The following is a 24,210-nucleotide window of genomic DNA, read 5'->3' as shown; positions in this document are numbered from 1 at the left end:
ACTCAGCGGGCCAGCCAGCCGCCGTCCACGACGAGCACGTGGCCGGTGACGTAGTCGGAGGCGCGCGAGGCGAGGAACACGGCCGCCCCCTCCAGGTCCGCGGGCTCGCCCCAGCGCCCGGCCGGGATCCGCGCCCTGATCTCCCGCTCGCGCCCCGAGTCCTCCCGCAGGGCCGTGGTGACGTCGGTGGCGATGTAGCCGGGGGCGATGGCGTTGACCTGGGCGCCCCGTGGCGCCCACTCGTTGGACAGCGCCTTGGTCAGCCCGGCCACCGCGTGCTTGGCCGCCGCGTAGGACGCCACGTTGATCCCGCCCTGGAACGACAGCAGCGACGCGATCGAGATGACCTTCGTGGCGCCGTGCTCCAGCAGCGCCTGGCTGAGCACGTACACGGCGTCCACGTCGACGGCCATCACCCGCCGCCAGTCGTCCAGGCTGGTCGAGCCCCGGCTGATCGTGCCCGCGTTGTTGACCAGGATGTCCACCTCGCCCTGGGCCAGCACCGGCTCCAGCGCGGGCCTGATCGCGGCCGGGTCGCCCAGGTCGAGCACGAGCTTGCGTACGTCTGCGCCGAGCGGCTTCACCTGGCGCTCGGTCTCGTCGAGGTCGTCGCGATGGCCGTGCAGGATGAGGTCGGCCCCGGCCCGCGCGAGGCCGACCGCGATGGCCCGGCCGATCCCCGACCGCGCCCCGGTGACCAGTGCCGTCCGGCCGGTGAGCGAGAACAGCTCCATCCGTCACCGCATCTCCGTGATCGCGACCTGGTCCATGTCGTCGAACGCCTGGTTCTCCCCGGCCATCGCCCACACGAACGCGTAGCTGCGCGTGCCGAACCCGCAGTGCACCGACCAGCTCGGCGAGATCACCGCCTGCTCGTTGGCCACGATCAGGTTGCGGGTCTCGTCGGGGCGGCCCATCAGGTGCACGACGCGCTCCTCGCGCGGCAGGTCGAAGTACAGGTAGACCTCCGTGCGGCGGTCGTGGGTGTGGCACGGCATGGTGTTCCACATGCTGCCGGGCTCCAGCACGGTCACGCCCATGACGAGCTGGCAGCTGCGGATGCCGTCGAGGTGGATGTACTTGTAGATGGTCCGGTCGTTGGAGCCGTCGGCGCCGCCGAGCCGTACCGGATCAACGTCCTTCAGCCGCGCGTGCGTGGTCGGGAACGTCTCGTGCGCCGGGGCGGAGACCAGGTAGAACGTGCCGCGCTCGAACGTCACCTCGCGCGCGCCCCTGCCGACGTACAGGCAGTCCTTGGGGTCCAGCTCGTACGGCACGCCGTCGACCTCCACGGTGCCCGGCTCCCCGATGTTGATCACACCCAGCTCGCGGCGCTCCAGGAAGTGCTCCGACCGCAGCGGGTCGAACGCCCCCAGCCGGGCCTTCCCGCTCGGCCTGACCCCGGCGACGACCATCCGGTCCTGGTGGGTGTAGACACCGTCCACCTCCGGCCCGAACAGGCCCTCGACGAGGTAACGGGCGCGGAGTTCCGCGGTGCCGAAATGGCGGATCTGGTCGGGAGCGGTGGCATGCCGTATTTCCATCTCTTCCCTCCGGTTGTTCGGCGTCCTACGATCCTAGACACGGAACACTGTTCTATCCAATGGAACGCCTACCCCCGGAGGCGCGCGGTGTACCAGCAGAACTTCAACCCCACCGGCTCCCTATGGTTGTCCGCCCTTCTGGCCGCCCTGCCCCTGCTCGCGGTGCTGGTGCTGCTGGGCGTCTTCAAGTGGAAGGCGCACTGGGCGGGCATCTCCGGCCTGGTCGTCGGCTTCCTGATCGCGATCCTGCCCTTCGCGTACGGCATGCCGGTCACCCAGGCGCTCGACTCCGCCCTGTACGGCGCGGCCAGGGCGGTGCTGCTGATCCTGTGGATCACCTTCAACGCCATCTGGATCTACAAGATGACCGAGCGCAGCGGCCACTTCGCGGTGCTGCGCCGGGCCTTTCAGGGCATCAGCGACGACAAGCGGATCACCGCCATCGTCATCGCGTTCTCCTTCGGCGCGCTCATCGAGGCCCTGGCCGGCGGCGGCTCACCGATCGCCATCTGCGCGGTCATGCTCATCGCCCTCGGCTTCGAGCCGATGCGCGCCGCGGTCATCGCGCTCATCGCCAACACCGCGCCCGTCGCCTTCGGCGGCATGGGCAACCCGATCACCATCCTGGGCAGCGTCACCGAGCTGCCGCCCGAGCCGTTCGGCGCGATGGCGGGCCGGCAGACCGCGTTCATCGCGCTGCTCGTGCCGTTCATCCTGATCTTCGTCGCCGACGGGCGGCGCGGCCTGCGCCAGGCGTGGCCCGCCGCGCTGGTCGCCGGGCTCAGCTTCGGTGTCACGCAGATCCTGATGTCCCAGGTCAACTACCTGCTCACGGACATCGCGGCGGCCCTGGTCTCGGCGATCGTGCTGGTCGCGTTCGGCAAGATCTGGAAGCCGGCCGAGACGGTCGGGTTCACGCCGAGCCCGACGCCGATCGCGGGCGGGTCCGTGGACGATCCGGCGTTCGTCCGCACCCACGGCCGCCCCGGCGGCGACACCACCGGCGACAAGATCGCGGCCTTCGCCCCGTACGCGATCATCATCGCGCTGTTCTCCATCGCGCAGATCCCCGCGATCAAGACCTACCTCGCCGGCTTCACCGTCAAGCCCGCCTGGCCCGGGTTCGACATGGTGAACCCGGCGGGCAAGGCCGTGCCCGTCGTCTACGAGCTGCCGTGGGCCGCGCACCCGGGGACGCTGCTGTTCGTCTCCGGGCTGCTCACGCTCCTCGTGCTGCGGATCAGCCCGGCCTCGGCGCTGGCCACCTACGGGGCCACGATCCGGCAGTTCGGCTGGGCCATCGTCACCATCCTGTCGGTCTTCGCCCTGGCCTTCGTCATGCAGTTCTCGGGGCAGATCCAGACGCTCGGGCTGTTCCTGGCGGGCGCGGGCGCGTTCTTCGCCTTCCTGTCACCGCTCGTCGGCTGGTTCGGCGTCGCGATCACCGGTACGGACGCGGGCGCCAACGCCCTGTTCGCCAAGCTCCAGACCACCGCGGCGGGCCAGCTGAACATCCCGCCGGAGCTCTTCGGCGCGGCCAACAGCGCCGGCGGCGTCATGGGCAAGATGATCTCGCCCCAGAACCTGGCCATCGGCACGGCCGCGGTCGGCCTGGTGGGGGAGGAGGGCAACCTGTTCCGCCGGGTGGTCGGCTGGAGCGCCGTGCTGCTGCTCATCCTCTGCGTGCTGGTGTTCCTGCAGTCGACGCCGGTGCTGGGCTGGATGGTGCCCTGACACCGGGTGGGTCGGCTATGGCCCCGCCGGTACGTCCGGCTGGTACGTCTACGGCCCCGCTGATACGTCCGGTTGCTCCGTCGGTGCGGCCGGCTGATCGGCTGGGCCGTCGGGGCTGTCAGGGCCGCTGGGGCCGCTGCTTCGTCTGGACAGCAGCCAGACCGCCAGGCCGGCCACCACCAGCGCGGCGAGTCCGCCCCAGAGCCAGCCCGGGATGCCCCCGCCCTGCGCCGCAGCGGCAGGTCGGGTGCCCTCCGCTGACGTGGCGGGTGCGGCTGAGGCGGCTTCGGTGGCGGACGCCGTCGTGCTAGCGGCGGCGCCCTTCACGGTGAAGGGGATCTCGCCCTCGATCGGGTGGCCGTCGGACGAGACCACCCGCCAGGCGATGACGTATGACCCGCCCGCCAGCTTGGTGGGCACGGCGGTCCGCACCTTGGGACCGTCGGCCTGCGGTTCGCCGAGCTGGATCGTCTTGCCGTCGGCGGTGCGCAGCACCACCAGCGGGAAGCGGACGCGTGACGAGTACTCCAGCTCGATCGTCTGGACGCCGGAGACAGTGGCGTTCCTGGCCGGTGAGCTGCTCTTGAGGCTGTCGTGGGCGAGGGCGGCGGGCGCGGTGGCGGCAAGGAACAGCCCGCACCCGATCACCGCCACCAGGGTTCTGCGAAGGAAGAAAGGCAAGGTGGACTCCATGACGAGGGAAGTGTTGGCGATTCGGTGACTCCCCTCGTGGGAGGTCCTCTGCGTGGCTCCGCGGTCGCGATCTGGACCGTGATCGACGGCCTCAGCGGCGCCCGCGCCGGCGCCCGGCGTAGCGGAGCGAGGGCGGGAACCGGGCGAAGCGGGCGCGGCAGGGCGAGCCGGGGACGGCCCGCCAGACGCACCATGAGCCAGAACGCGCTCTCACCCCGATGCAGCCACCAGCCCGTCAGCACGGCGATCGTCAGGTGCGCCAGCGGCATGCCCACGGTCAGATGCGCGTGCCCGCTGCTGGGCGCGGTCACCCCGAACAGCTGATGCAGCACTGCCTGCGTGCCCACCGTGGCGCCGAACACCACCTCGGGGCCGCGCTCGTGCCCGCCCAGGCCGTACGCCAGGCCGAGCGCGCCCAGCCCGCCCAGGACCATGACGCCGGGCGCGACCGCCGCGCCGCCCGCGAAGGCATGCCCGGCCGCCGTCACGGCGGCACACACCACCGCGAAGACCAGAGCCCGGGCGAAGCGCATACGCCCATCCTCGCAGCCTTCAGGCACGGACAATCTACTTGCCGGACATATGTACGGCCGGAGGGGCGGTATCTACTGTGAGGGCATGTGCGATCTGAGTCAGCAGGAAAGTCGGGACCTCAGCGACACCCTGAGCAAGATCAACAGCCTGGCGGGGCAGGTGGAGACACACCGATCGAGCATCGAGCAGACCGCGTACATGGACCACGAGAACCTGGCCGCCCTCCTCTCCGATCTGGAGCGCCAGGTGGGCTCCGCGCGGGCCTGGGTGGTGGCCAAGCCCCAGGAGCACGCCGGACACTGACGCTCAGGGCGTGCCAGTGGGGGGAATGCGGATGATGCGGTCGTCCTGGGCCACCGGGGCGCCGCGCCCGTCACGGTTGCTCGTCGTCACCCACAGCCATCCGTCCGGCCCCACCGCGGCCGCGCGCAGCCGCCCGTAGGTGCCCCGCAGCTCGGCGACCGGGGTCCCGGCCCCGCCGGCGCTCGTCAGAGGGACGGTCCACAGCCGGGTCCCGCCCAAGGCGGCGGCGAACAGCGTGCCGTTGGCGTACGCGAGCCCGCTCGGCGACGCCTCGGCCGTCGACCACGTGACGATCGGGTCGCGGAAGGACGGGTTGCCGCAGACGCCCTCGCAGGTGGGCCAGCCGTAGTTGCCGCCGGCGACGATCCGGTTGATCTCGTCCCGGGTGTTCTGGCCGAACTCGCTGGCGTACATCCTGCCCTGCGCGTCCCAGGCCAGGCCCTGCACGTTGCGGTGGCCGTAGCTGTAGACCCGGGAGCCAGCGAAGGGATTGTCCGCCGGGACGCCGCCGCTCGGCGTCATACGCAGGATCTTGCCCGCCGGGGTGTTCAGGTTCTGTGCGTTGGCGGTGTTGCCGGCGTCGCCGGTGGACACGTACAGCTGTCCGTCGGGGCCGAAGGCGATGCGGCCACCGTTGTGGATGGAGGCCCGCGGCACGCCGGAGAACAGGACGTTCTGGGTCTGCGGCGCGTTCAGCCGGAACCGTACCAGCCGGTTGTCGTTGCTCGTGGAGAAGTAGGCGTAGACCCACTGGTCCTGGGCGTACGTCGGCGACACGGCGATGCCGAGCAGCCCGCCCTCGCCGGAGGCGGCGACCCCGTTGACGGTCGCCACCCGAACTGGGGTCTGTCCCGGGCGTACTTGGAGAATCCTGGCGGTGCCGCGCTCGGAGACCAGCGCGCTGCCGTCGGGCAGGAAGGCCAGCCCCCACGGCACCTGCAGGCCGGTGGCGGACACCTGCGCCCGGGAGTAGTCGAAGCCGCCGATCGCCTGCGCGGCGGTGGGGCTCGTGATCACGAGCACCACGGCGGCCAAGAGAATCATGATCAGGGACGGGGTCGTTCGCGCGCGCATGGCGGGCTCCTTGACCGATCTGTCGAGATCATCGTCAATGACGGGGGACTCGTACGCTACGCAGTTTTCGACGCGTCAACAATGATCTGATCCGTCACCTGTCGCGGCGCCGGCCCCGCGAGCTGCGCGTTCGGCCGCCTCCTACGATGTAATTTTCACCGCGCAGGCGTAGCCGGATGGCAGGTGGGTGTCGCCGGCCGGGCGACTGGCCTGGAAGCCGAAGGACGTGCTCGCGCCGGGCGCCAGCGTCCCGTTGTGCGCGGCGTTGCCCACCGTGACGGCCTGGCCGCTTACCGTCAGGGCGGCGTTCCACGACCCGGTGATCTGATGGCCGGACGGCAAGGTGAAGGTGACGCCCCAGCCGTTCGCGGCGCTCGTGCCGGTGTTGGTCACCGCCACCTGGATGACGTACCCGGTGCTCCACTGGCTCTGCGTCGTCGCGGTGACCGTGCAGCCGCCCGTTCCTCCGTCGGCGCGCGTGGTCACGGTGACCGTCCCCGAGCGCGGCGAGCGGTTGCCGGCGGCGTCCTTGGCGTAGACGGCGAAGGTGTGGGCCGTGCTCGCGGCCAGGCCGGTGACGGTGGCCGTGGTGGTCGCGGCCGTGGCCACCGTCGTCTCGCCCGTCGGCTGCACTCGGACCACGTCGTAGCCGGTCACGCCCACGTTGTCGGACGAGGCGGACCACGACAGGCGCGTGGAAGAGGAGGTGATCTCGGACGCGACCGGCGTGCCGGGCGCGGTGGGCGGGCTGGTGTCGTCCTGCGCCTGCCCGTACGTCAGGCCGAAGCCGTACGCGAACAGCGGCGTCTTGCCGTCGCCCGCGTTGATCGGCTCCTGGGAGGCGCTGCTCATCCAGGTCACGGGCAGCTTGCCGGTGGGCTGCACCGTGCCGAACAGTACGTCGGCCACGCCCTGGCCCTCGGTGCCCGGCAGCCAGGCGGCCACCAGGGCGTTCCAGCCGGGCAGCTGGGCCGCGATGTCGAGGGGGCGCCCCGAGACCAGCACGACCACGACGGGCACCCCGGCCGCGCGCAGCGTGGCGATGGTGTTCAGGTCGGTGGTGTCCAGGCCCAGACCGCCTGGGCGGTCACCCTGGCCCTCGGCGTACGGCGTTTCGCCGACCACGGCGATCGCCACGCGATAGGAGCCGTCGATACCGCTGCCGTCGCGGCTGTAGGTGACGGTCGTGGCCGAGCCCGCGCTGTTCCTGATGCCCTGCAGGATGGTGGTGCCGGGGGTGATGGCGCCGGACGAGCCCTGCCAGGAGATCGTCCAGCCGCCGCTCTGGTTGCCGATGTCGTCCGCGCTCTTGCCCGCCACGAAGATCTTGCCACCCCGGGCGAGCGGCAGGATGTTCCCGCCGTTCTTCAGCACGACCTGCGACTTGGCCACCGCCTCGCGGGCCAGGGCGCGGTGCGCCGAGCTGCCGACGGTCGCGGTGTAGGACCGGTCGGTCAGCGGTTTCTCGAACAGGCCGAGCTCGAACTTCTTCGTCAGAACGCGCCGGACCGCGTCGTCGACCCGGGCCGTGGTCACCCGGCCCGCCTGCACCTCGGCCCGCAGCAGGTCGATGAACCGCCGCCAGGCCGTGGGAACCATCACCATGTCGATGCCGGCGTTCACGGCCGTGCGCACGTCGAGGGCGGAGGTGCCGGCGGCGCCGTCGATCTGGTCGATGCCGTCCCAGTCGGAGACCACGAAGCCGGAGAAGCCCAGCTCGCCCTTGAGCACGGTGGTGATCAGGTATTGGTGCCCGTGCAGCTTGGCGCCGTTCCAGCTGCTGAAGGAGATCATCACCGAGCCCACCCCGCGCTCCACCGCGGCCTTGAACGGCGGCAGGTGGATCGCCCGCAGGTCGGCCTCGGACAGCTGGGTGTCGCCCTGGTCCACGCCGCCCGTGGTGTCGCCGTCGCCGAGGTAGTGCTTGGCCGTGGCCAGCACGGAGGCGGGGCCGTTCAGCACGGTGCCCTGCAGGCCGGTCACGATCGTGGCCATGGACGAGGGCAGCTCGGGCTTCTCGCCGAAGGACTCGTACGTGCGGCCCCACCGGTCGTTGCGGGCCACGCACAGGCAGGGCGCGAAATCCCAGTCCACGCCGGTGCCGGAGACCTCTTCGGCCACGGCCCGGCCGACCCGCTGCGCCAGCGCGGGGTCCCTGGTCGCGCCGAGCCCGATGTTGTGCGGGAAGATCGTGGCGCCGACGACGTTGTTGTGGCCGTGTACGGCGTCGACGCCGTACAGGATGGGGATGCCCAGCGGCGTGGCCAAGGCCGCGTTCTGGAAATTGTCGTACATATCCGCCCAGGACGCGGCCGTGTTCGGGGACGGCCCGGACCCGCCACCCGACAGCACCGAGCCGAGCCGGTACGTCGTGACGTCGCCGGCGCTGACCGAACCGCGCTCGGCCTGGGTCATCTGGCCGAGCTTCTCATCCAGCGACATCCGGCCCATCAGGTCGGCCACCCGGGTGGGCACGGGCAGGCTCGGATCCTGGTACGGGTACGCGGCCGACGCGAAAACGGCCTGCCCGGCGCCGGTGCCGGGACCCCCGGGAACGCCCAGCACGGCGGCGACCAGCAGCGTCACGGCCGCCCGCGCCGTCCATTTCATGCTCGCGTTTCTCATGGCCCGCCATTCTTGGTCGGTGCGTCGCTTGGCCCGTGCGTCTCTCGGTCAGTGCGTCGAGATCGATATTGGGAGCGCTCCCAATATCGACTCTAGGCCACCGCTCCGCCATTCCCTTGGCCGTCCACAGCCTCACCCAGGCCCGCCTGCGACACCAGCGGAAACGGCCGAGACCGGGTGAAACTTTCACCGGGCATTTCCCGCGGCCCGATGCGCGGCGCAGGCCTTTTGCCACGGCGCGAACAACTCCCGTTGCTTTCACCTGCCCGATCCCGGGCACCAGCGAGCGGTTTCAGGGCCACGACGAGGGCGTCGGTCAGCGGCTGAAAGTTTCCCCCACCCCGTAACATCACCGGCTCGGCCACGGAACCGCCTTTCCGCTGCTCGCCCCCCGAATCGACGGCGGCCCGCATGCGGCGGCGAGCATGTTGACTCTCGCCTGTCATTGTCTTCACTTATGCAGTCATCTACCGTCGCCGCCATGCAGGAGCGCTCCCAATAACCGAGACCCCCACCGGAACACGGAGACCGCACCATGCCCTACACCCGTACACCGCGCTGGGCGCTCCGCGCCCTGGCCCTGCTGCTGTTCGCGGCGACGCTCTACGCCCTCCCGCTGGCCGGCACCGCGTCAGCGCATGGATCCGTGGTCGACCCGGCATCCCGCAACTACGGTTGCTGGCTGCGCTGGGGCAGCGACTTCCAGAACCCCACCATGCAGCAGCGAGACCCCATGTGCTGGCAGGCATGGCAGGACAACACGAACGCCATGTGGAACTGGAACGGGCTCTACCGCGACAACGTCGGCGGCAATCACCAGGCGGTCATCCCCAACGGCCAATTGTGCAGCGCGGGTCAGACCCAAGGCGGCCGCTACCGGTCCATGGACACACCAGGCGCCTGGACCATGACGAACCTCGGCAGCACCTTCAACATCCGCCTGAACGATCAGGCCAGCCATGGCGCCGACTACATCAGGGTCTACATCACCCGCCAGGGCTACAACGCCACGACCACCGCCCTGGGCTGGAACCACCTGGAACTGGTCCGCGAGACCGCCAAGTACGCGCCCAGCCAGACGTACATGATCAATAACCTGACCTCGGCCGGACGCACCGGCCGCCACGTCATCTACACGATCTGGAAAGCCTCACACATGGATCAGACGTACTACTTCTGCAGCGACGTCAACTTCACCTGAGCTTGGGCGCGGCCCGGACTCAGGCGGAATGTGCCGGCAACGGCCCGTGGCCTCCCGGTTCGTCCGCTTCTAGGAGCCCGAGTTGATGTAGTGGCGGATGAGCGGCCCTAGGTAGTCCACGCAAGCGCCCTTGAGTCCGGCCACCTCGGTCGGGGAGCGGACGAAAGCGATCTGCTCCAGTTCCGGATCGCGCCCCTGTGCCGTCTCGGCGGATGTCAGAGCGGCGAACCGCTCGCGCAGCAGCGACGCCGGCCGGTGCGGGGCCAGGAACACCACGCCCACGCTCCCGTTCTCGCCGCGCGTGACCAGCCACAGGGACAGCTCGCTCGGCGCTGTGCCGAGGCCGGTCTCCTCGGCCAGTTCCCGAGCGGCGTGCCTGCGGAGGGCGGCCGTATCGAGGCTCTCACCCTCGGCGGGCGGTTCGACCGCTCCACCAGGTAGCTGCCAGCGACCAGGAGTGGCCGTCGACGCCGACATCCGCCCCACCAGCAGGCTCCCGTCATCAGTTGCCGGTTGCGCGACAGTGACGAAAAGAGACGGCAGCCACGAGGTGGCCCCCGGAACCCGCCCCAGAGCGCGGTGCCGGTAGGTCGTCCTCGCCCAGGTGAGAACCAAGCTGTGCGGCCCATCCCGATCCAGCCCCGCGCACGCTACCACCGGCCCATCGAAGAGACAGGGGTTGGCCTGGACCGCCTCCTCCCACAGGCGATCCATGGCCACCCGCTCAGCAGGCGGCACCCGCGGCGCGGCGTCCTCGATCAGGCGGAGCCGGCCGACTTCCAGAAGGCTGACCTCGCGAGGCCGTGGCAATGGCTCGGTCACCGACTCATGCTGGCACATCACGACCGACACCAACGGCGGATCGGGCGCGAAGAAACCCCCGGGCCAGCGGTGTCTTGCTACGCGGGTCGGCGGTGTCTTGCTGCGCGGGCCCGGTGCGGCGGATTCTGTCGGTGACGCGTGGGAGGCTCGCGGGGACGCGGAAGGAGGGCTTACGTGGACACCCGCGCAGACGGTCCGATGGGCTGGATGGCCGAGCAGGCCGAGGTAGGTCGGCGGCGACTTCTCGTCGGGCCGGCCCAGAGACGTGTGGAGTCGCCCGTGGTCGTCGTCGAGCCGACGGAGGCCGCCGGATGACGGCCGGCCGCAAGCACGGCCGGTCAGCGTCCCCGACCACCACGACGGTCCGCTCGGCCGACTGGGACGGTCGCGAGCTGACCCAGGAGACCTACCATCAGGTGCTGTTCGTCGACGTGGACATGACGGAGCTGACCAACACCGGGTGCGTCTTCGAGGAGTGCACGTTCAGCAGCGTCCGTTTCAACGTGTCCGTGCACGAGGACGCGATGTTCCTCAACTGCACGTTCTCGCGGTGCTCGTTCTTCGACACGACGTTCAAGGGATGCAAGCTGACGGGCAGCATGTTCGACGGCTGCTCCTACGGGCTGCTGAAGGTCGAGGGCGGCGACTGGTCGTTCACCGGCCTGCCCGGCGCCGACCTGCGGGGGAGCGCCTTTCATGGGGTGCGGCTGCGCGAGGCCGACCTGTCGGGCGCCCGGCTGGAGAAGGCCGAGGTGCTACGGAGCGATCTTTCCGGGGCTTGGCTCAGCGGGGCGGACCTGACGGGCTGCGATCTGCGGGGCAGCGACCTGTCCGACCTGGACCCGTCGACGGTCACGCTGAAGAAGGCGATCATCGACTCCTTCCAGGCGACCGTCGTGGCCACCGCGCTGGGCTTCGACGTCCGCGCTTGACGCGCTCCCGGGATGCATCCTGAGGATTCTCGCCCGTGCCTCAGGGACTGCCTCGTGCACTGTCACCGACGCGGCGCTGCGCCGCACCCACGGGCTGTTCACCAACCGCGACGACCTGCGTGAGGGATCCGCATCCTGATCAACGCCACCCTCGCCGTGTGCGACACCGGGTGGTGGGGCCGGCCTGACAGGGAATGTCGCTTAGGTTAAGCGGCAGTTGTCCCCGGCCAGATCCCCGTTCCACGAGAAGACGCTGGGGCAGGAGTAGGTGCCCTTGGCGTCACCGAACCTGATGAGGACGGTGACCTGGTAGTAGCCGGAGCCGCTGCACGTCCAGCCGCTCAACTTGTAGGAGTCGCCGTTCGAAGTCCGGGCGCCGGAAAAGCACTCGTGTGATCCGTCCGCGTGGGCAGGGGCGGCGATCAGGGCCACGACCAGCAGGGCGGCGCCGGCTGTGGCGGCGAGGCGTTTGAGGAGCATGCTCTGAACGTAGAAGCCACCTGCGCAGGTGGCCTAGATGCGGTTTGCCATCGTGAGGCGTGGATTCTGCACAGCGCGAGCGGTGCGGTCGCACGACTGCTCGCCAGGTTGCCGGCCGAGCAGACAGCCGGACAATGTCCGCTCTCGACATTGAGGTGGTGGACGGTCCGGCATTGGCTGTGCGCTTCCTCGCTTCCACCGGCGTGAGCGGGCGGTGGCCGCCGACGAGTCGGTGTCGTATTCGGCTTCCAAACCTACGGTCCGGTATGCGGCGAAGTGCGGTTGTGTGCCGTCGGCGTTGGTGAACCCGTACTCCTGGTATAGGCCCCATGTGGCGAGTGCGCGCCCGGTCTTGGCCATGATGTCGGGGCCTGCTCGACCGCCGCATTCCAGGCGGTCGAGCACGGTAGTCCTGATCGGCGCCCGCCGCGGCCGGACCTCGCCCAAGAGCTTCATCAGCTGACGCGAGTGCCGTACGCATCCTCACATCCCGCCCCTCCGATTTGACGGGTGAGTGGGCGTTCACTCACTATGGGCGGGAGTTGGGAGGACCCATGAAACTGACGATCTTCGGAGCTACCGGAGGCACTGGAATCGAGTTGCTTCGCCAAGCGCTCGCCGCCGGGCATGAGGTGACCGCGGTGGTCCGCGATCCCCGGCGGCTGCCCGCCGACCTGCCGTCCGGCCTCGACATCGTCCAGGCCGACCTGATGGACCCGGACGCCATCGCGCCCGCCGTCAGGGACCGCGACGCCGTACTGTCCGCGATGGGTCCCGGCGGCCGGGGGCCCACCACGGTGTGCTCCGACAGCATCAGCGCCATCGCCACGGCCATGGCCCGCGGCCGTACGCGGCGCCTGCTCATGACCAGCGCCAGCGGCCTGGTGGCCGACGCGGGCGACGGCGTGTTCACCCGCTACGTGCTCAAGCCGCTCATCGTGCAACGGCTCTTGAAGCACTCCTACGCCGACCTCCGGGAGGCCGAGCGGCGGCTGCGCGCGACGAACCTCGACTGGACCATCGTGCGGCCGAGCCGCCTCACCGACCGCGGGCTGACGGGCCGGTACCGCACGGCGTGGGACACCAACATCAAGGGCGGCCTCAGTACGACCCGCGCCGACACGGCCCACTGCCTGCTCGCGCTGGCCGCGGATCCCATGTCCGTGCGCCACGCCGTTTCGGTGGCCTCTTGACGACGCATACTCTTGATTGAATCAAGAGTTGTTGATAGAAAGAGTAGAGGTGATCGCTCTTCCAGCGGGGATGGGGGCGCCGACAGCAGAGAGATCGCGTGTGGAGACTCCCGAAGACAGGTTCTTCCGCGAGTTGGGCGGTGCCTGCGGTGAGACGCGTCAGGCGTTCGCGCGGCATGTGGGGATGAGCTCATCCAGACTGCAGCTGCTGATGCGGCTGTGGAGGAACGGGGAGACCAGCCACAGCGACCTGCGTCAGGGCCTGTCCCTCGACGGGGCGAGCGTCACCCGGCTGATCAAGGAGTTCGAGGCCGAGGGACTGGTCAGCCGTCGCATCGATCCGGCGGACAACCGCTACACCCTGGCCAGCCTGACATCCACCGGTGAACGAGCGGCCGCTGATCTTGAGCGGTCTCACCAGGCATACCAGGTGCGGCTGCTCGACGGGATCAGCACACAAGAGCGGGAGATCGTGCTGCGCGCTCTGGAGCGCCTGCGCGCCAATATGGCACGCATCGACCCAGTCGGCTGATGGCCCGTTATATCCCCAGAAACCCGTGATAACCCAGGAAGGAGCAGACAGATGACCGATGACGTGCGAGCTGTCGGGCAGCGCATGTACGAGGCGTTCAACGCCCATGACTTCGGGGCCGCCGAGACGATCTTCACTCCGGATTTCGTCAGCCACCCGTTGGGCACGACTGGAGCCGAGAGCGTCGTCCGCTCGTGGACGCGGTTTCACGAGAGGTTCCCCGATATTCGGGTGATCGTCGAGGACATGCTCATCGACGGGGACAAGGTCGCCGTCCGCACGACCCTGCACGGGCTCCCGGCCGATGTCGTCGAGCAGCCGCCGACGATGCTGGAGATCTTCCGGGTGCGAGACGGACGCATCGCCGAACTGTGGGGCCTGTCCGCGCTGAGGTGATCCGCCACACGACGGGATACCCGCATGAGAGGGCGGTCTTGGGGCAGCAGGATGAGGTGAACCCCGCACGGTACGACCCCGCCGACCTGGAACATCTCATCCGCCAAGAGTTAACCAACGCGGGGTTCACCGTGGAGCCCCCGAAGCCGCCCAGGCCGAACGGGCCGTCCGGGTCGTCGGGTGAAGGCGGTCTCAGCCTCCGGCGCGAGCCCGGTCGCGGTGTGGTCGTCGCGTGGGAGGCATCTCCCGATCTCGCCAAGGCCGACATGGTGAAGTACGAGACCATCCGCACCGCCGTACAGCTCGCCCTGCGCACGATCCTGGCGCAGGCCGGATTCCAGGTGGTCGGCGACTTCGGCGGCAACGAGATGCTGGTCATCGCCGACCCTCTCGGTAGGACGCCCGAGGACCATTGGCCGTCCGGACCGGTACCCGAGCGGAACCGGCCGAGCAAGCCGGTGCCGGGACAGAACTGACCCAGCGCGCCCGGCGCCCACGCAGGACCGGCGGCCCCAACTACCGGTCCGCCAAATTACCGGCCGTCTCCAAGCGTGCCCGCCCCGGACAGCCGGGCGAAACCTGCCCGTCAGTGCCTCCCCTTGGCGAAGGGCGAAAGGACCGGTGGGAGACTGCTGGTGAGAGCCGCAGTCGCGGGGCGAGCGTTACGGGAGAGGTAGGCATGACCGACGAGTTCGACGTCATAGTGATCGGCGCCGGCCCCACCGGCGAGAACGCCGCGGCCAGAGCCGTGCGCGGTGGTCTGACCGCCGCCATCGTGGAGGACCGCCTGGCCGGTGGCGAATGCTCCTACTGGGCCTGCATCCCGAGCAAGGCGCTGCTGCGCCCGATAGACCTGGCGGCCGAGGTGGGCCGGGTGCCCGGCATGTCGCTCGGTCCGCTCGAGGTGAGCAAGGTGCTCGCCCGGCGCGACGAGGCCGTGTCGCACTACAACGACTCGGGGCAGGTCGAGTGGATCAAGAACGTGCCCATCGAGTTCGTCCGGGGCCGGGGGCGGCTCGATGGGGCCAAGCGAGTGCTGGTGACCACGCGAGACGGACAGGGAACCACCGAACGCGTGCTGACCGCGCGGCACGCCGTCGTGCTGGCCACCGGGAGCACCGCGCTGGTCCCGCCGGTGCCGGGACTGGCCGAGGCGAAGCCCTGGACGAGTCACGAGGTCACGGCCGCCCAGGCGGTGCCGGAACGGCTGGCCGTGATCGGTGGTGGAGTGGTCGCCTGTGAGATGGCGCAGGCCATGCACGGGCTCGGCGCGCGGCAGACCACGGTCCTCGTACGCGGCGGGTCGCTGCTGGCCAAGATGGAGCCGTTCGCCGGCGAGTTGCTGGCCGAGTCGTTCGCCGACGCCGGGATCGACGTGCGGACCCACACGGACGTCGTACGCGTCGAGCGGCCGGAGCCCGGCGGCAAGGTGACCGTGCACCTGTCCGACGGTCCGCCGCTGGAGGCCGACGAGCTGCTGGTGGCCACCGGCCGGGTGCCCGCCACGGCCGGGCTGGGGCTCGAGACGGTCGGCCTGGCCGGGGGCCGTTCGGTCGAGGTGGACGACAGCATGCGGGCGACGGACGTCGAGGGCGGCTGGCTGTACGCGATCGGCGACGTCAACGGCCGCGCGCTGCTCACGCACATGGGCAAGTACCAGGCGCGGGTCTGCGGCGACGTCATCGCTGCGCGCGCCAACGGCGGCAACGACACGCTCCCCGCGATGCGCGACATCGCGGACGAGTTCGGGGCGCCGCAGGTGGTGTTCACCGACCCGCAGATCTGCGCGGCCGGCCGCACCGAGGCGGCCGCCCGCAAGGCCGGATTCGCGGTGCGGGTGGTCGAATACGATCTGGGCAACGTCACGGGGGCCTACCTCCTCGGCGACGGCTATCGGGGCCGGGCCAAGGCGGTCGTGGACGAGGAGCGGCGGGTGCTGCTGGGCGTCACGTTCGCCGGGTCCGGGGTGGCCGAGCTGCTGCACGCGGCGACCATCGCGGTCACCGGCGAGGTGCCGCTCGACCGGCTCTGGCACGCCGTCCCGTCCTTCCCCACGGTCAGCGAGATCTGGCTGCGCCTCCTGGAGGAGTACGGCCTCTGACGCGAGCGGGCCGGTACGGGGTCAGGTGCGGCGCGGCCGGACACGAGCGAGCGGTGAGCGAGGACCCAGGCGCCGCCGCCCGGCCGGCCGCGAGTGCGCCGCTGAGGGCTCAGCCGGACAAAAACGTCAGCCGGGCAAAGCGTCAGACGGGGGCGAGGGTTTCAGCGGTGTGCCACAGGTCGGGTAGCGCGTCCAGTACGCGCTGCCCGCGCCGCCGCCGGTCCGCGAACGTCTCGGCATCGAGGTCCGCCAGCAAAGCGCGGAACCCCTCCTCGTAGGGCCCGGTGGGCGCCCCGGCCAGTGACAGCTTCTTCAGGCACCGCGCGTACGTCGCCACCAGCCAGAACACCGCCTCCCGGTGCAGGCCGCCCGCGATGAGCTCCCGGCTGCCGTCGATCGACAGCGGCCGGGCCGCCTCGCTGATGTCCGACGAGAACGGGTATGACGCGGCCTGGACGTCCTTGGCCGCGTCGAACACCCGCTCCAGCACCTCCAGGTGCCCGGCCACACGCGCCGCCCCCAGCCCATCGCAGCCGAGCAGCTCCAGCAGCGCCTCGTGCCGGTCCAGCATCCCGTGTCCGGCCAGCAGCTCCCGTACGGCCTCATAACGGCGGCGGACGGTGGGGTTGCGCAGCCCGGCGACGAGCAGCACATGAGTCGTGACCCCGGTGCCGAACAGCCACGACATCACCTGGTCGACCGGCGCCGCCGCCTCGTCCATACCGGCGATCCCGCGGCGCACCACGTCCATCGCCGCGCCGCACCGCCGCAGCACCCGCCGCCGGTCGGCGAACTCGCGGGCCACCACCTCGTGCAGCGCGGTCAGCCGCCCGCCCGGATCGGCCAGCACCCCGGGCAGGTGGAAGCTGCCCGCCAGGTGGTAGTCGCCCAGGACGTCCTCCGCCGACGCCAACCGCTCGCCCGACATATACGAAATTTCCAGCAAAACGCCGTCGTAGCGCAGCTTGCCGGGCTTGATGGGCGGCTCCGGGACATCCAGCACCACCATCACGTCCACATCGGAGCTGGTGGCCAGGACCGCGTCCGCCGGCGACCACAACGCCGAGCCGGTCAGGAACGCCCCGCCGAACCCGGGCAGCCCGGAGCCCACCTCGGCCACCCACCGCCGCGCGATCTCCCTGGCCTCCAGGACCCGCGTCACCGCGTCACCCGGCACACCGCTCGCGTCGAGTCCTACCGGCGGGCGCGCAGCGGCGCGCCCACCTCGTGGAGGTGCTTCATCGCCTGGCCCCAGGAGGCCAGCAGCCCGCACTCCACGTAAGCCACTCCCAGCGACTCACAGTGCTCCCGCACCAGCGGTTGCACCTTGCGCAGGTTGGGGGTCGGCATGCCGGGGAACAGGTGGTGCTCGATCTGGTAGTTGAGGCCGCCCAGCGCCGTGTTGATCACGTGTCCGCCGCGTACGTTCCGGGAGGTGAGCACCTGGCGGCGCAGGAAGTCCAGCTCGTCCTCGGCGGTGAGGACCGGCATGCCCTTGTGGTTGGGGGCGAACGTGCACCCCAGGTAGACGCCGAAGAACGCCTGGTGCACCAGCAGGAAGACCACGGCCTTGCCCACCGGCAGGACCGCGAACACGCCACCCAGGTAGATGACGAAGTGCGCGAGCAGCAGCAGCCCTTCGGCCATCCGGTTCTTGAGAGAGTCGCGGCGCAGCGCCCGGACGCTGGAGATGTGCAGGTTGAGGCCCTCCAGCGTCAGCAGCGGGAAGAACAGGAACGCCTGATAGCGGCCGATGAGTCTGGGCAGTCCCCGGCTGGCCTCGGCCTGCTTGACCGACCAGAGCAGGACGTCGGGCGCGACGTCGGGGTCGTGGTCCTCGTGGTTGGGGTTGGCGTGGTGGCGCGTGTGCTTGTCCTGCCACCACCCGTAGCTGAGCCCGATGCCGAGGTTGCCGACGAGCAGGCCCGCGATCGCGCTGGTGCGCCGGGACGGGAACACCTGCCCGTGGGCCAGGTCGTGGGCGAGCAGGGCCACCTGGCCGAACGTCGCCGCCTGGAACACCGCGACCAGAATCTGCCACCACGAGTCGCCGACCAGGGCGAACGCCAGCCAGCCCGCCGCGAAGAGGCCCGTCACCACGCTGATCCGCGTGGCGTAGTAGACGGGTCGCCGTTCCATGAGGCCTGCCTGGGCCACCCGGCGTGACAGGCGGGCGAAGTCGCTCCCCCTCTCTTCCGATGCCGGTGCCGATGCCGAGGCCGTGGCGGCGCGAGTAGTGCTCACGTCAGTCACAGATTCTCCGATGCTCCAGACTCGATTCCCGATCGTTCACCATCAGCATTTCGGGATAACCGTGATCGCGAAGTCCTGCTGTCACCCGTCTTCGGGGTAGGGCTGGCCCTACCTCTGGGACCGGTCGAGGTCAGAGGATACGCTCCGCGCAGCCGGTCACACGCGGATCAGCGCGAGTGTCTGACGGGCGATCTCCCATTCCTCGTCGGTGGGCACGACCAGCACGGCCACCTCCGACTCCGGCGTGGACACCCGCCGCTCGCCCGTCTCGTCGGCCTCGTTGCGCGTGGGGTCGAGGGCGATGCCGAGGCGGTCCAGCCCGGTCAGCGCGGCGGCCCGGGTGGCCGGGTCGTGCTCGCCGACGCCGCCCGTGAAGACGATCGCGTCCACCCGGCCGAGCAGCGCGTAGTAGGCCCCGACGTACTTCTTGATCCGGCGGCCGTAGATGTCCAGCGCCAGCCGCGCCCGCTCGTCGCCTTCACGGGCCCGTCGCCGTACCTCCCGCATGTCGCCGGTGCCGGCGAGCGCGAGCAGGCCGCTGCGGTACGACAGCTCCTTCTCCGTCCGCACGATGTCCATGCCGCCCGCGCGGGCCAGGTAGCCGGTCAGCGCCGGGTCCACGTCCCCTGAACGGGTGCCCATGACCAGCCCCTCCAGCGGCGTGAGCCCCATGGAGGTGTCGACGCTGCGGCCGCCCTCGATCGCGGTCGCGCTAGCGCCGTTGCCGAGGTGCAGCACGATCAGGTTCGTCCGCGCCGGATCGCGGTCCAGCAGCTCGGCCGCCCGCGCCGACACGTACGCGCAGGACGTGCCGTGGAAGCCGTAGCGCCGCACGCCCAGCCGGTCGTGCCAGTCGCGGGGCACGGCGTAGGTGTACGCCTCGGGCGGCAGCGTCCGATGGAAGGCGGTGTCGAACACGGCCACCTGCGGCACGCCGGGAAAGGCTTCGCGGGCCACCCGGATGCCGGTGAGGTTGACCGGGTTGTGCAGGGGTGCGAGCGCCGAGAGGTTCCCGATGGCGCTGATCACGTCGTCGTCCACCAGCACCGCCTCCTGGAAGCGGGTCCCGCCGTGCACCACCCGATGCCCCACCGCCACCGGTTTCAGCGCGGGCCCCGCCTCGTCGAAGGCGGCCAGCATGACGGCCAGCCCCGCCGCGTGGTCGCCGAACCGCTCCTTCCGCTCGTACGGCGGGTCGTCCCCAGTGTGGTGGGTCAACCGCCCCTCCTTGTCGCCGATCCGCTCCACCAGACCCCTGGCCGGCCGCTCGCGCGACTCCACGTCCACCAGCTCGTACTTGATGGAGGAGGAGCCGGTGTTCAGGACGAGAATCTGTCCGGCCATGTCCACTCCCGGATCTCGGGCGCGTCCTCGCCGTGCTCACGGGTGTGGGCGCGGGCGCGCAGGCGGGCGTCGGTCATCCGCTGACGCAGGTGAGCCTGGGAGGAACCGAGGCCCGGGGTGCGGTCGATGACATCCATGACCAGGTGATAGCGGTCGATGTCGTTGAGCATGACCATATCGAAGGGTGTGGTGGTGGTGCCTTCCTCCTTGTAGCCGCGTACGTGCATGTGAGCGTGGCCGTGGCGGCGGTAGGTGAGGCGGTGGATGAGGGCGGGGTAGCCGTGGAAGTTGAAGATGACCGGCTTGTCGGTGGTGAACAGGGTGTCGTATTCGTTGTCCGGCAGGCCGTGCGGGTGTTCTGAGGGTGGTTGCAGGCGCATCAGGTCGACCACGTTGATCACGCGTACGCGTAGCTCGGGCAGGTGCTCGCGGAGCAGCGCGGTGGCGGCCAGGGTTTCCAGGGTGGGGATGTCGCCGGCGCAGGCCAGCACCACGTCGGGGTCGCCTCCCTCGTCGGTGGAGGCCCACGGCAGGATGCCCAGGCCGCGGGTGCAGTGGGCGATGGCCTGGTCCATGGTGAACAGGTCGAGGATCGGCTGCTTGCCGGCCACGATGACGTTGACGTAGTCGCGCGAGCGCAGGCAGTGGTCGCCGACCGACAGCAGGGTGTTGGCGTCGGGCGGCAGGTAGACGCGTACGACGCTGGCCTTCTTGTTGACCACGACGTCCAGGAAGCCCGGATCCTGGTGGGAGAAGCCGTTGTGGTCCTGCCGCCAGACGTGCGAGGACAGCAGGTACGTGAGCGAGGCGACCGGCCGCCGCCAGGGGATCTTCTGGGAGGACTCCAGCCACTTGGCGTGCTGGTTGAACATGGCGTCGATGATGTGGATGAACGCCTCGTAGCAGTTGAACAGCCCGTGCCGCCCGGTCAGCAGGTAGCCCTCCAGCCAGCCCTGGCACAGGTGCTCGCTCAGCACCTCCATCACCCGGCCGCCGGGGGCCAGGTTCACGTCGGTGGATTCGAGGCGGGCGTTCCAGGCCCGGCCGGTGACCTCGAACACGGCCGAGAGCCGGTTGGAGTCGGTCTCGTCGGGGCCCATCAGCCGGAAGGCGCGCGGGTTGGCGGCGATCACGTCGCGCAGCAGGGCGCCGAGCACCCGGGTCGGCTCGCTGGACTGGGTGGCGGGCGTCTTGACCTCGACGGCGTGCTCGCGGAAGTCGGGCAGTCGCAGGGGCTGGAGCAGTTCGCCGCCGTTGGTGTGCGGGTTGGCGCTCATCCTGCGGTCGCCCGGCGGCACCGTCTCCCGGATCGAGGCCACCGGCCGGCCGTCGTCGTCGAACAACTCCTCGGGCCGGTAGGAGCGCAGCCACTCCTCCAGCATCGCCAGGTGCTCGGGGTTCTCCCGTACCTTGGCCAGCGGCACCTGATGGGCCCGCCAGGTGCCCTCCACCGGCAGCCCGTCCACGACGCGGGGCCCGGTCCAGCCCTTCGGCGTGCGCAGGATGATCATGGGGAGCCGGTCGGAACGGCGCTGTTTGTACTCGGCGATCTGGTCGAAGACGGTGTCGAGGGTGTCGGCCATCTCCTGGTGGTCGGGGCCGACGATATGCGGCCGGTAGCCATAGCCCTCCATGAGCGCGACCAGCGTCTCCGTGGGGATGCGGGCCAGCACGGTCGGGTTGGCGATCTTGTAGCCGTTCAGGTGGAGGATCGGCAGCACCACGCCGTCATGAGCCGGGTCGAGGAACTTGTTGGAATGCCAGCTCCCGGCCAGCGGCCCGGTCTCGGCCTCGCCGTCGCCGATGACGCAGGCCACGACCAGTTCGGGGTTGTCGAAGGCGGCGCCGTAGGCGTGCGCGAGCGAGTAGCCCAGCTCGCCGCCCTCGTGGATGGAGCCGGGCGTCTCCGGCGCGGCGTGGCTCGGGATGCCGCCGGGGAAGGAGAACTGCCGGAACAGCCGCTGCATCCCGGCCGCGTCCTGGGAGACGTCCGGATAGCGCTCGGAGTAGGTGCCCTCCAGCCAGGCGTGCGCCACCGTCCCGGGACCGCCGTGGCCGGGCCCGGCGATGTAGATCATGTCCTGGTCGCGTTCGCGGATCACCCGGTTGAGGTGGGCGAAGCAGAAGTTCAGTCCCGGTGTGGTGCCCCAATGACCTAGCAGGCGAGGTTTGATGTGCTCTGGGGTCAATGGCGTCTTTAGTAGTGGATTGTCCAGTAGATAGATCTGGCCCACCGACAGATAGTTCGCCGCGCGCCAGTACGCATCGATTCGCTCCATGTCTCTGCTGATTCCTCCAGAAACGCAGCTCAACCTTAGGCAGCGGTCATCCTGATCCAATTTGATGCACTTTGATCCGACCTAGCTGAACCGCATTCGGTTAACATCCGTCATATCGGTGGGGGGCCGCAGTCACTGGCAGTACGCGCGAACGCGCACTGCCAAAAACGGGGTGCGGAGGACGCCGGTGGGTGGATCGCGGGGATTGGCCGTACACGACGACATAGAGATGTCGTTGCTGTCGGGAGAGCACGCACTGTATGGGGAAGGCAGCCTGCGGGCGGCGCGGCGCTGGTTCGAGACCGCACATCGGGAGGCAGAACGGCACGGCGACGCGGACGGGATGGCGCGGGCGGCGCTCGGGCTGGGTGGGTTGTGGGTGCACGAGCACCGCACGGCCGCCGAGGCGGCCGCGGTGCGCGCGCGCCAGCGCCAGGCTCTGGCGCTGGTCGAACCGCGCTCCTCGCTGGGGTTACGGCTGCGGGTACGCCTGGCCGGGGAGGACGACTACCGCGGTGGAGGGCACGAGGCGATCCTGGCCATGGTCGAAGAGGCCAGGCAGGCCGGTGACCCCGTCGCGCTGGCCGAGGCGCTGAGCCTGGCCCACCACTGCGTTCTGGGACCCGAGCACGGCGCCCTGCGCCTGGCGCTGGCCGAGGAGCTGATCGAGCAGGCGCCGCGGACCGGGCGCCGCGGCGACCTGCTGATGGGGCTGCTCTGGCGGACCGTCGACCTGGTGCTGGACGCCGACCCCCACGCCGAGCGGGCGCTGGTGGAGCTGCGCGGCCTGCTGTCCAGGGAGGACCACCTGGCGGTCGGGTTCGTCGTGGACGCGATGGAGGTCATGCTCGGCATCAGGAGCGGCCGGCTGGCGGAGGCTGAGGCGATGGCCGGAGCCTGCGCCGACCGGGGCGCGGCGGCGGGTGACATCGACAGCGCGGGCTGGTACGCCGGCCAGCTCGCGGCCATCCGCTGGTACCAGGGACGCACCGCCGAGCTCGTCCCCATGCTGGCGGACCTGGTCAACTCGCCGGATCTCAGCGCGGTGGACAGCTCGTTGTGGGCGGTGCTCGCGGTGTCGGCGGCCACCGCGGGGGACCGGCGGCTGGCGGAGGGGGCGCTGGCCCGGCTGCGCGTCCGGGACCTGGGGGCGTTGCCCCACTCCAGCACCTGGCTCATCTCGATGTACGGCGCGGCGGAGGCGGCGTACCTGCTCGGCGACGCGGAGACGGCGGCCGAGGTTCATGCCGTGCTCCGCCCGTTCGAGCGGCTGCCCGTCGTCGTCAGCCTGGGTGTCACCTGCCTCGGCTCGGTCCGCCATTCTCTCGGCGTGGCCATGCTGACCTGCGGCGAGACGGACAAGGCGATCGCCTACCTGCGGGCCGCCGTGCACGACAATCTCGCCCTGGGGCACTGGCCCGCCGTCGCGCTCTCCCGCCTGCGGCTCGGCCAGGCCCTGCACGGGACCGAGGAGTCGCGCAGGGTCCTGGCGCTGGCCCGGCAGGAGGCCGCGTCGATGGGTATGGCGCTGCCCGACGACGGTCCGGCGGCCCCGGCCGAGGTCGTCTGCGTGCGCCAGGGCCGCAAGTGGCGGATCGAGCTGGCCGGCCGGACCGTGCTCGTCGACCACATCGTGGGCATGGCCCACCTGGCGACCCTGCTGGCCAACCCCGGTCGCGAGATCCCGGCCGTGGACCTGGCCGCGGGGGCGGCGGCCGGCGAGGCCGCCGAGTCGGCCCAGCCGGTGCTGGACGAGCAGGCCAGGCAGACCTACAAGCGGCGGCTGTCCGGGCTGCAGGCCGAGATCGAGGAGCTGGAGGCGATGCACGACCTGCAGCGGGCCGCCACGCTGCGGGCCGAGCGCGACTGGCTGATCGACGAGCTGGCCGCCGCCACCGGGCTGGCCGGGCGGGCGCGCCAGTTCGCCGGCAGCGAGGAGCGGGCCAGGATCGCCGTGGGCAAGGCCATCAGGCGGGCCCTGGTGCGCATCGGCGAGGCGGACCCGGTCATCGCGGAGCGGCTGCGGTCAGCCGTACAGATGGGGGTGCGATGCAGCTATCACCCGGTGTGACGTGGAACGGCGTGGAACGGGATGGAACGCCTAACAGGTGTATCCACCCTGGACCGTGATCTCACGCTTAGGCGGCCAGTGAGATCACGCCCCCCGGCG

The 24,210-nt window shown here is 70.4% G+C and carries 23 protein-coding genes; 11 read left to right on the top strand and 12 right to left on the bottom strand.

Features of this window, described 5'->3' with window-relative positions:
• Positions 1–2: 2 nt before the first annotated feature.
• Positions 3–734 carry an SDR family oxidoreductase gene (locus AB0C30_RS48595; RefSeq protein WP_357957232.1) on the bottom strand — a complete coding sequence of 244 codons (732 nt, stop codon included), beginning with the start codon at positions 732–734 and terminating at the stop codon, positions 3–5.
• A 3-nt stretch (positions 735–737) separates the two neighbouring features.
• Complete coding sequence (gene kduI, locus AB0C30_RS48590) at positions 738–1,544, bottom strand: 5-dehydro-4-deoxy-D-glucuronate isomerase (RefSeq protein WP_357957230.1); 807 nt, start codon at positions 1,542–1,544, stop codon at positions 738–740.
• 87 nt (positions 1,545–1,631) lie between these two features.
• Between kduI and AB0C30_RS48585 the strand changes: the two genes are divergently transcribed.
• Entirely contained in the window at positions 1,632–3,278 is a 1,647-nt protein-coding gene (locus AB0C30_RS48585; RefSeq protein ID WP_357957228.1) for an L-lactate permease, read from the top strand.
• A gap of 48 nt (positions 3,279–3,326) precedes the next feature.
• Here AB0C30_RS48585 and AB0C30_RS48580 read toward each other — a convergent pair whose 3' ends face one another.
• Both AB0C30_RS48580 and AB0C30_RS48575 read right to left on the bottom strand, forming a co-directional pair.
• Positions 3,327–3,959, bottom strand: a complete 633-nt coding sequence (locus tag AB0C30_RS48580; protein ID WP_357957226.1) for a copper resistance CopC family protein — start codon at positions 3,957–3,959, stop codon at positions 3,327–3,329.
• Positions 3,923–4,504 (bottom strand): hypothetical protein, encoded by a 582-nt coding sequence (locus AB0C30_RS48575; protein ID WP_357957224.1) that lies wholly within the window; start codon positions 4,502–4,504, stop codon positions 3,923–3,925. The genes AB0C30_RS48580 and AB0C30_RS48575 overlap by 37 nt, the downstream gene beginning before the upstream one ends.
• 85 nt (positions 4,505–4,589) lie before the next feature.
• On the opposite strand from AB0C30_RS48575, the gene AB0C30_RS48570 reads away from it, so the two are divergent.
• Positions 4,590–4,808 carry a hypothetical protein gene (locus AB0C30_RS48570; protein WP_357957222.1) on the top strand — a complete coding sequence of 73 codons (219 nt, stop codon included), beginning with the start codon at positions 4,590–4,592 and terminating at the stop codon, positions 4,806–4,808.
• A 3-nt stretch (positions 4,809–4,811) separates the two neighbouring features.
• On the opposite strand, the gene AB0C30_RS48565 is transcribed toward AB0C30_RS48570, so the two are convergent.
• On the bottom strand, positions 4,812–5,882 hold the full coding sequence (locus tag AB0C30_RS48565; protein WP_357957220.1) for a PQQ-dependent sugar dehydrogenase: 1,071 nt from the start codon (positions 5,880–5,882) through the stop codon (positions 4,812–4,814).
• 141 nt (positions 5,883–6,023) lie between these two features.
• The gene (locus AB0C30_RS48560; RefSeq protein WP_357957218.1) at positions 6,024–8,507 is read right to left on the bottom strand and encodes a glycoside hydrolase family 3 N-terminal domain-containing protein; all 2,484 of its coding nucleotides are present in this window, start codon (positions 8,505–8,507) and stop codon (positions 6,024–6,026) included.
• Between the two features lie 535 nt (positions 8,508–9,042).
• On the opposite strand from AB0C30_RS48560, the gene AB0C30_RS48555 reads away from it, so the two are divergent.
• A complete protein-coding gene (locus tag AB0C30_RS48555) occupies positions 9,043–9,708 on the top strand; it encodes a lytic polysaccharide monooxygenase (RefSeq protein ID WP_357957216.1) in 666 nt (221 codons plus the stop codon).
• A gap of 69 nt (positions 9,709–9,777) precedes the next feature.
• On the opposite strand, the gene AB0C30_RS48550 is transcribed toward AB0C30_RS48555, so the two are convergent.
• Positions 9,778–10,530, bottom strand: a complete 753-nt coding sequence (locus AB0C30_RS48550; RefSeq protein ID WP_357957214.1) for an NUDIX domain-containing protein — start codon at positions 10,528–10,530, stop codon at positions 9,778–9,780.
• Positions 10,531–10,704: 174 nt separating this feature from the next.
• Here AB0C30_RS48550 and AB0C30_RS48545 point away from each other — a divergent pair, with 174 nt between their 5' ends.
• Positions 10,705–10,845, top strand: a complete 141-nt coding sequence (locus AB0C30_RS48545; RefSeq protein WP_357957212.1) for a hypothetical protein — start codon at positions 10,705–10,707, stop codon at positions 10,843–10,845.
• Positions 10,842–11,462, top strand: a complete 621-nt coding sequence (locus AB0C30_RS48540; protein WP_357957209.1) for a pentapeptide repeat-containing protein — start codon at positions 10,842–10,844, stop codon at positions 11,460–11,462. The genes AB0C30_RS48545 and AB0C30_RS48540 overlap by 4 nt, the downstream gene beginning before the upstream one ends.
• A 201-nt stretch (positions 11,463–11,663) precedes the next feature.
• Here AB0C30_RS48540 and AB0C30_RS48535 read toward each other — a convergent pair whose 3' ends face one another.
• Positions 11,664–11,942, bottom strand: coding sequence for a hypothetical protein (locus tag AB0C30_RS48535; protein WP_357957207.1), 279 nt, complete (start codon positions 11,940–11,942; stop codon positions 11,664–11,666).
• Between the two features lie 554 nt (positions 11,943–12,496).
• Between AB0C30_RS48535 and AB0C30_RS48530 the strand changes: the two genes are divergently transcribed.
• From AB0C30_RS48530 to AB0C30_RS48510, 5 genes are all read left to right on the top strand, one after another.
• Positions 12,497–13,135 carry an SDR family oxidoreductase gene (locus tag AB0C30_RS48530; RefSeq protein WP_357957205.1) on the top strand — a complete coding sequence of 213 codons (639 nt, stop codon included), beginning with the start codon at positions 12,497–12,499 and terminating at the stop codon, positions 13,133–13,135.
• Positions 13,136–13,319: 184 nt separating this feature from the next.
• A complete protein-coding gene (locus AB0C30_RS48525) occupies positions 13,320–13,667 on the top strand; it encodes a MarR family winged helix-turn-helix transcriptional regulator (RefSeq protein ID WP_357957203.1) in 348 nt (115 codons plus the stop codon).
• Between the two features lie 51 nt (positions 13,668–13,718).
• Positions 13,719–14,063 (top strand): nuclear transport factor 2 family protein, encoded by a 345-nt coding sequence (locus AB0C30_RS48520; RefSeq protein WP_357957201.1) that lies wholly within the window; start codon positions 13,719–13,721, stop codon positions 14,061–14,063.
• Between the two features lie 56 nt (positions 14,064–14,119).
• The gene (locus tag AB0C30_RS48515; RefSeq protein WP_357957200.1) at positions 14,120–14,539 is read left to right on the top strand and encodes a hypothetical protein; all 420 of its coding nucleotides are present in this window, start codon (positions 14,120–14,122) and stop codon (positions 14,537–14,539) included.
• Between the two features lie 203 nt (positions 14,540–14,742).
• Positions 14,743–16,164, top strand: coding sequence for an NAD(P)/FAD-dependent oxidoreductase (locus AB0C30_RS48510; RefSeq protein WP_357957198.1), 1,422 nt, complete (start codon positions 14,743–14,745; stop codon positions 16,162–16,164).
• A gap of 142 nt (positions 16,165–16,306) precedes the next feature.
• Here the strand turns inward: AB0C30_RS48510 and AB0C30_RS48505 are convergent, their stop codons facing one another.
• The 4 genes from AB0C30_RS48505 to AB0C30_RS48490 all read right to left on the bottom strand — a co-directional run bounded on the left by AB0C30_RS48505 (position 16,307) and on the right by AB0C30_RS48490 (position 22,040).
• Positions 16,307–17,326: a hypothetical protein gene (locus tag AB0C30_RS48505; protein ID WP_357957196.1), complete on the bottom strand. Its 1,020-nt coding sequence runs from the start codon at positions 17,324–17,326 to the stop codon at positions 16,307–16,309.
• A 32-nt stretch (positions 17,327–17,358) separates the two neighbouring features.
• Positions 17,359–18,303, bottom strand: coding sequence for an acyl-CoA desaturase (locus AB0C30_RS48500; protein ID WP_357957194.1), 945 nt, complete (start codon positions 18,301–18,303; stop codon positions 17,359–17,361).
• A 270-nt stretch (positions 18,304–18,573) separates the two neighbouring features.
• Positions 18,574–19,761 carry an acetate kinase gene (locus AB0C30_RS48495; protein ID WP_357957192.1) on the bottom strand — a complete coding sequence of 396 codons (1,188 nt, stop codon included), beginning with the start codon at positions 19,759–19,761 and terminating at the stop codon, positions 18,574–18,576.
• Entirely contained in the window at positions 19,737–22,040 is a 2,304-nt protein-coding gene (locus AB0C30_RS48490; protein ID WP_357957190.1) for a phosphoketolase family protein, read from the bottom strand. The genes AB0C30_RS48495 and AB0C30_RS48490 overlap by 25 nt, the downstream gene beginning before the upstream one ends.
• Positions 22,041–22,227: 187 nt before the next feature.
• Between AB0C30_RS48490 and AB0C30_RS48485 the strand changes: the two genes are divergently transcribed.
• Complete coding sequence (locus AB0C30_RS48485) at positions 22,228–24,111, top strand: hypothetical protein (RefSeq protein WP_357957189.1); 1,884 nt, start codon at positions 22,228–22,230, stop codon at positions 24,109–24,111.
• The last annotated feature ends 99 nt before the right edge of the window (positions 24,112–24,210 follow it).

The sequence above is a fragment of the Nonomuraea sp. NPDC048901 genome (genome assembly GCF_040649695.1).
GTDB lineage: Bacteria > Actinomycetota > Actinomycetes > Streptosporangiales > Streptosporangiaceae > Nonomuraea.
The sequence above is the reverse complement of the archived record's forward strand: the minus strand, read 5'-3'. Positions and strand labels throughout refer to the sequence as shown.

Excerpts from the sequence above, each read along its gene's own strand:
- AB0C30_RS48595 (WP_357957232.1), bottom strand. The coding sequence starts at position 734 with ATGGAGCTGTTCTCGCTCACCGGCCGGACGGCACTGGTCACCGGGGCG.
- kduI (WP_357957230.1), bottom strand. The coding sequence starts at position 1,544 with ATGGAAATACGGCATGCCACCGCTCCCGACCAGATCCGCCATTTCGGC.
- AB0C30_RS48575 (WP_357957224.1), bottom strand. The coding sequence starts at position 4,504 with ATGCGCTTCGCCCGGGCTCTGGTCTTCGCGGTGGTGTGTGCCGCCGTG.
- AB0C30_RS48570 (WP_357957222.1), top strand. The coding sequence starts at position 4,590 with ATGTGCGATCTGAGTCAGCAGGAAAGTCGGGACCTCAGCGACACCCTG.
- AB0C30_RS48565 (WP_357957220.1), bottom strand. The coding sequence starts at position 5,882 with ATGCGCGCGCGAACGACCCCGTCCCTGATCATGATTCTCTTGGCCGCC.
- AB0C30_RS48560 (WP_357957218.1), bottom strand. The coding sequence starts at position 8,507 with ATGAGAAACGCGAGCATGAAATGGACGGCGCGGGCGGCCGTGACGCTG.
- AB0C30_RS48555 (WP_357957216.1), top strand. The coding sequence starts at position 9,043 with ATGCCCTACACCCGTACACCGCGCTGGGCGCTCCGCGCCCTGGCCCTG.
- AB0C30_RS48540 (WP_357957209.1), top strand. The coding sequence starts at position 10,842 with ATGACGGCCGGCCGCAAGCACGGCCGGTCAGCGTCCCCGACCACCACG.
- AB0C30_RS48535 (WP_357957207.1), bottom strand. The coding sequence starts at position 11,942 with ATGCTCCTCAAACGCCTCGCCGCCACAGCCGGCGCCGCCCTGCTGGTC.
- AB0C30_RS48530 (WP_357957205.1), top strand. The coding sequence starts at position 12,497 with ATGAAACTGACGATCTTCGGAGCTACCGGAGGCACTGGAATCGAGTTG.
- AB0C30_RS48525 (WP_357957203.1), top strand. The coding sequence starts at position 13,320 with ATGAGCTCATCCAGACTGCAGCTGCTGATGCGGCTGTGGAGGAACGGG.
- AB0C30_RS48520 (WP_357957201.1), top strand. The coding sequence starts at position 13,719 with ATGACCGATGACGTGCGAGCTGTCGGGCAGCGCATGTACGAGGCGTTC.
- AB0C30_RS48510 (WP_357957198.1), top strand. The coding sequence starts at position 14,743 with ATGACCGACGAGTTCGACGTCATAGTGATCGGCGCCGGCCCCACCGGC.
- AB0C30_RS48500 (WP_357957194.1), bottom strand. The coding sequence starts at position 18,303 with ATGGAACGGCGACCCGTCTACTACGCCACGCGGATCAGCGTGGTGACG.
- AB0C30_RS48495 (WP_357957192.1), bottom strand. The coding sequence starts at position 19,761 with ATGGCCGGACAGATTCTCGTCCTGAACACCGGCTCCTCCTCCATCAAG.
- AB0C30_RS48490 (WP_357957190.1), bottom strand. The coding sequence starts at position 22,040 with ATGGAGCGAATCGATGCGTACTGGCGCGCGGCGAACTATCTGTCGGTG.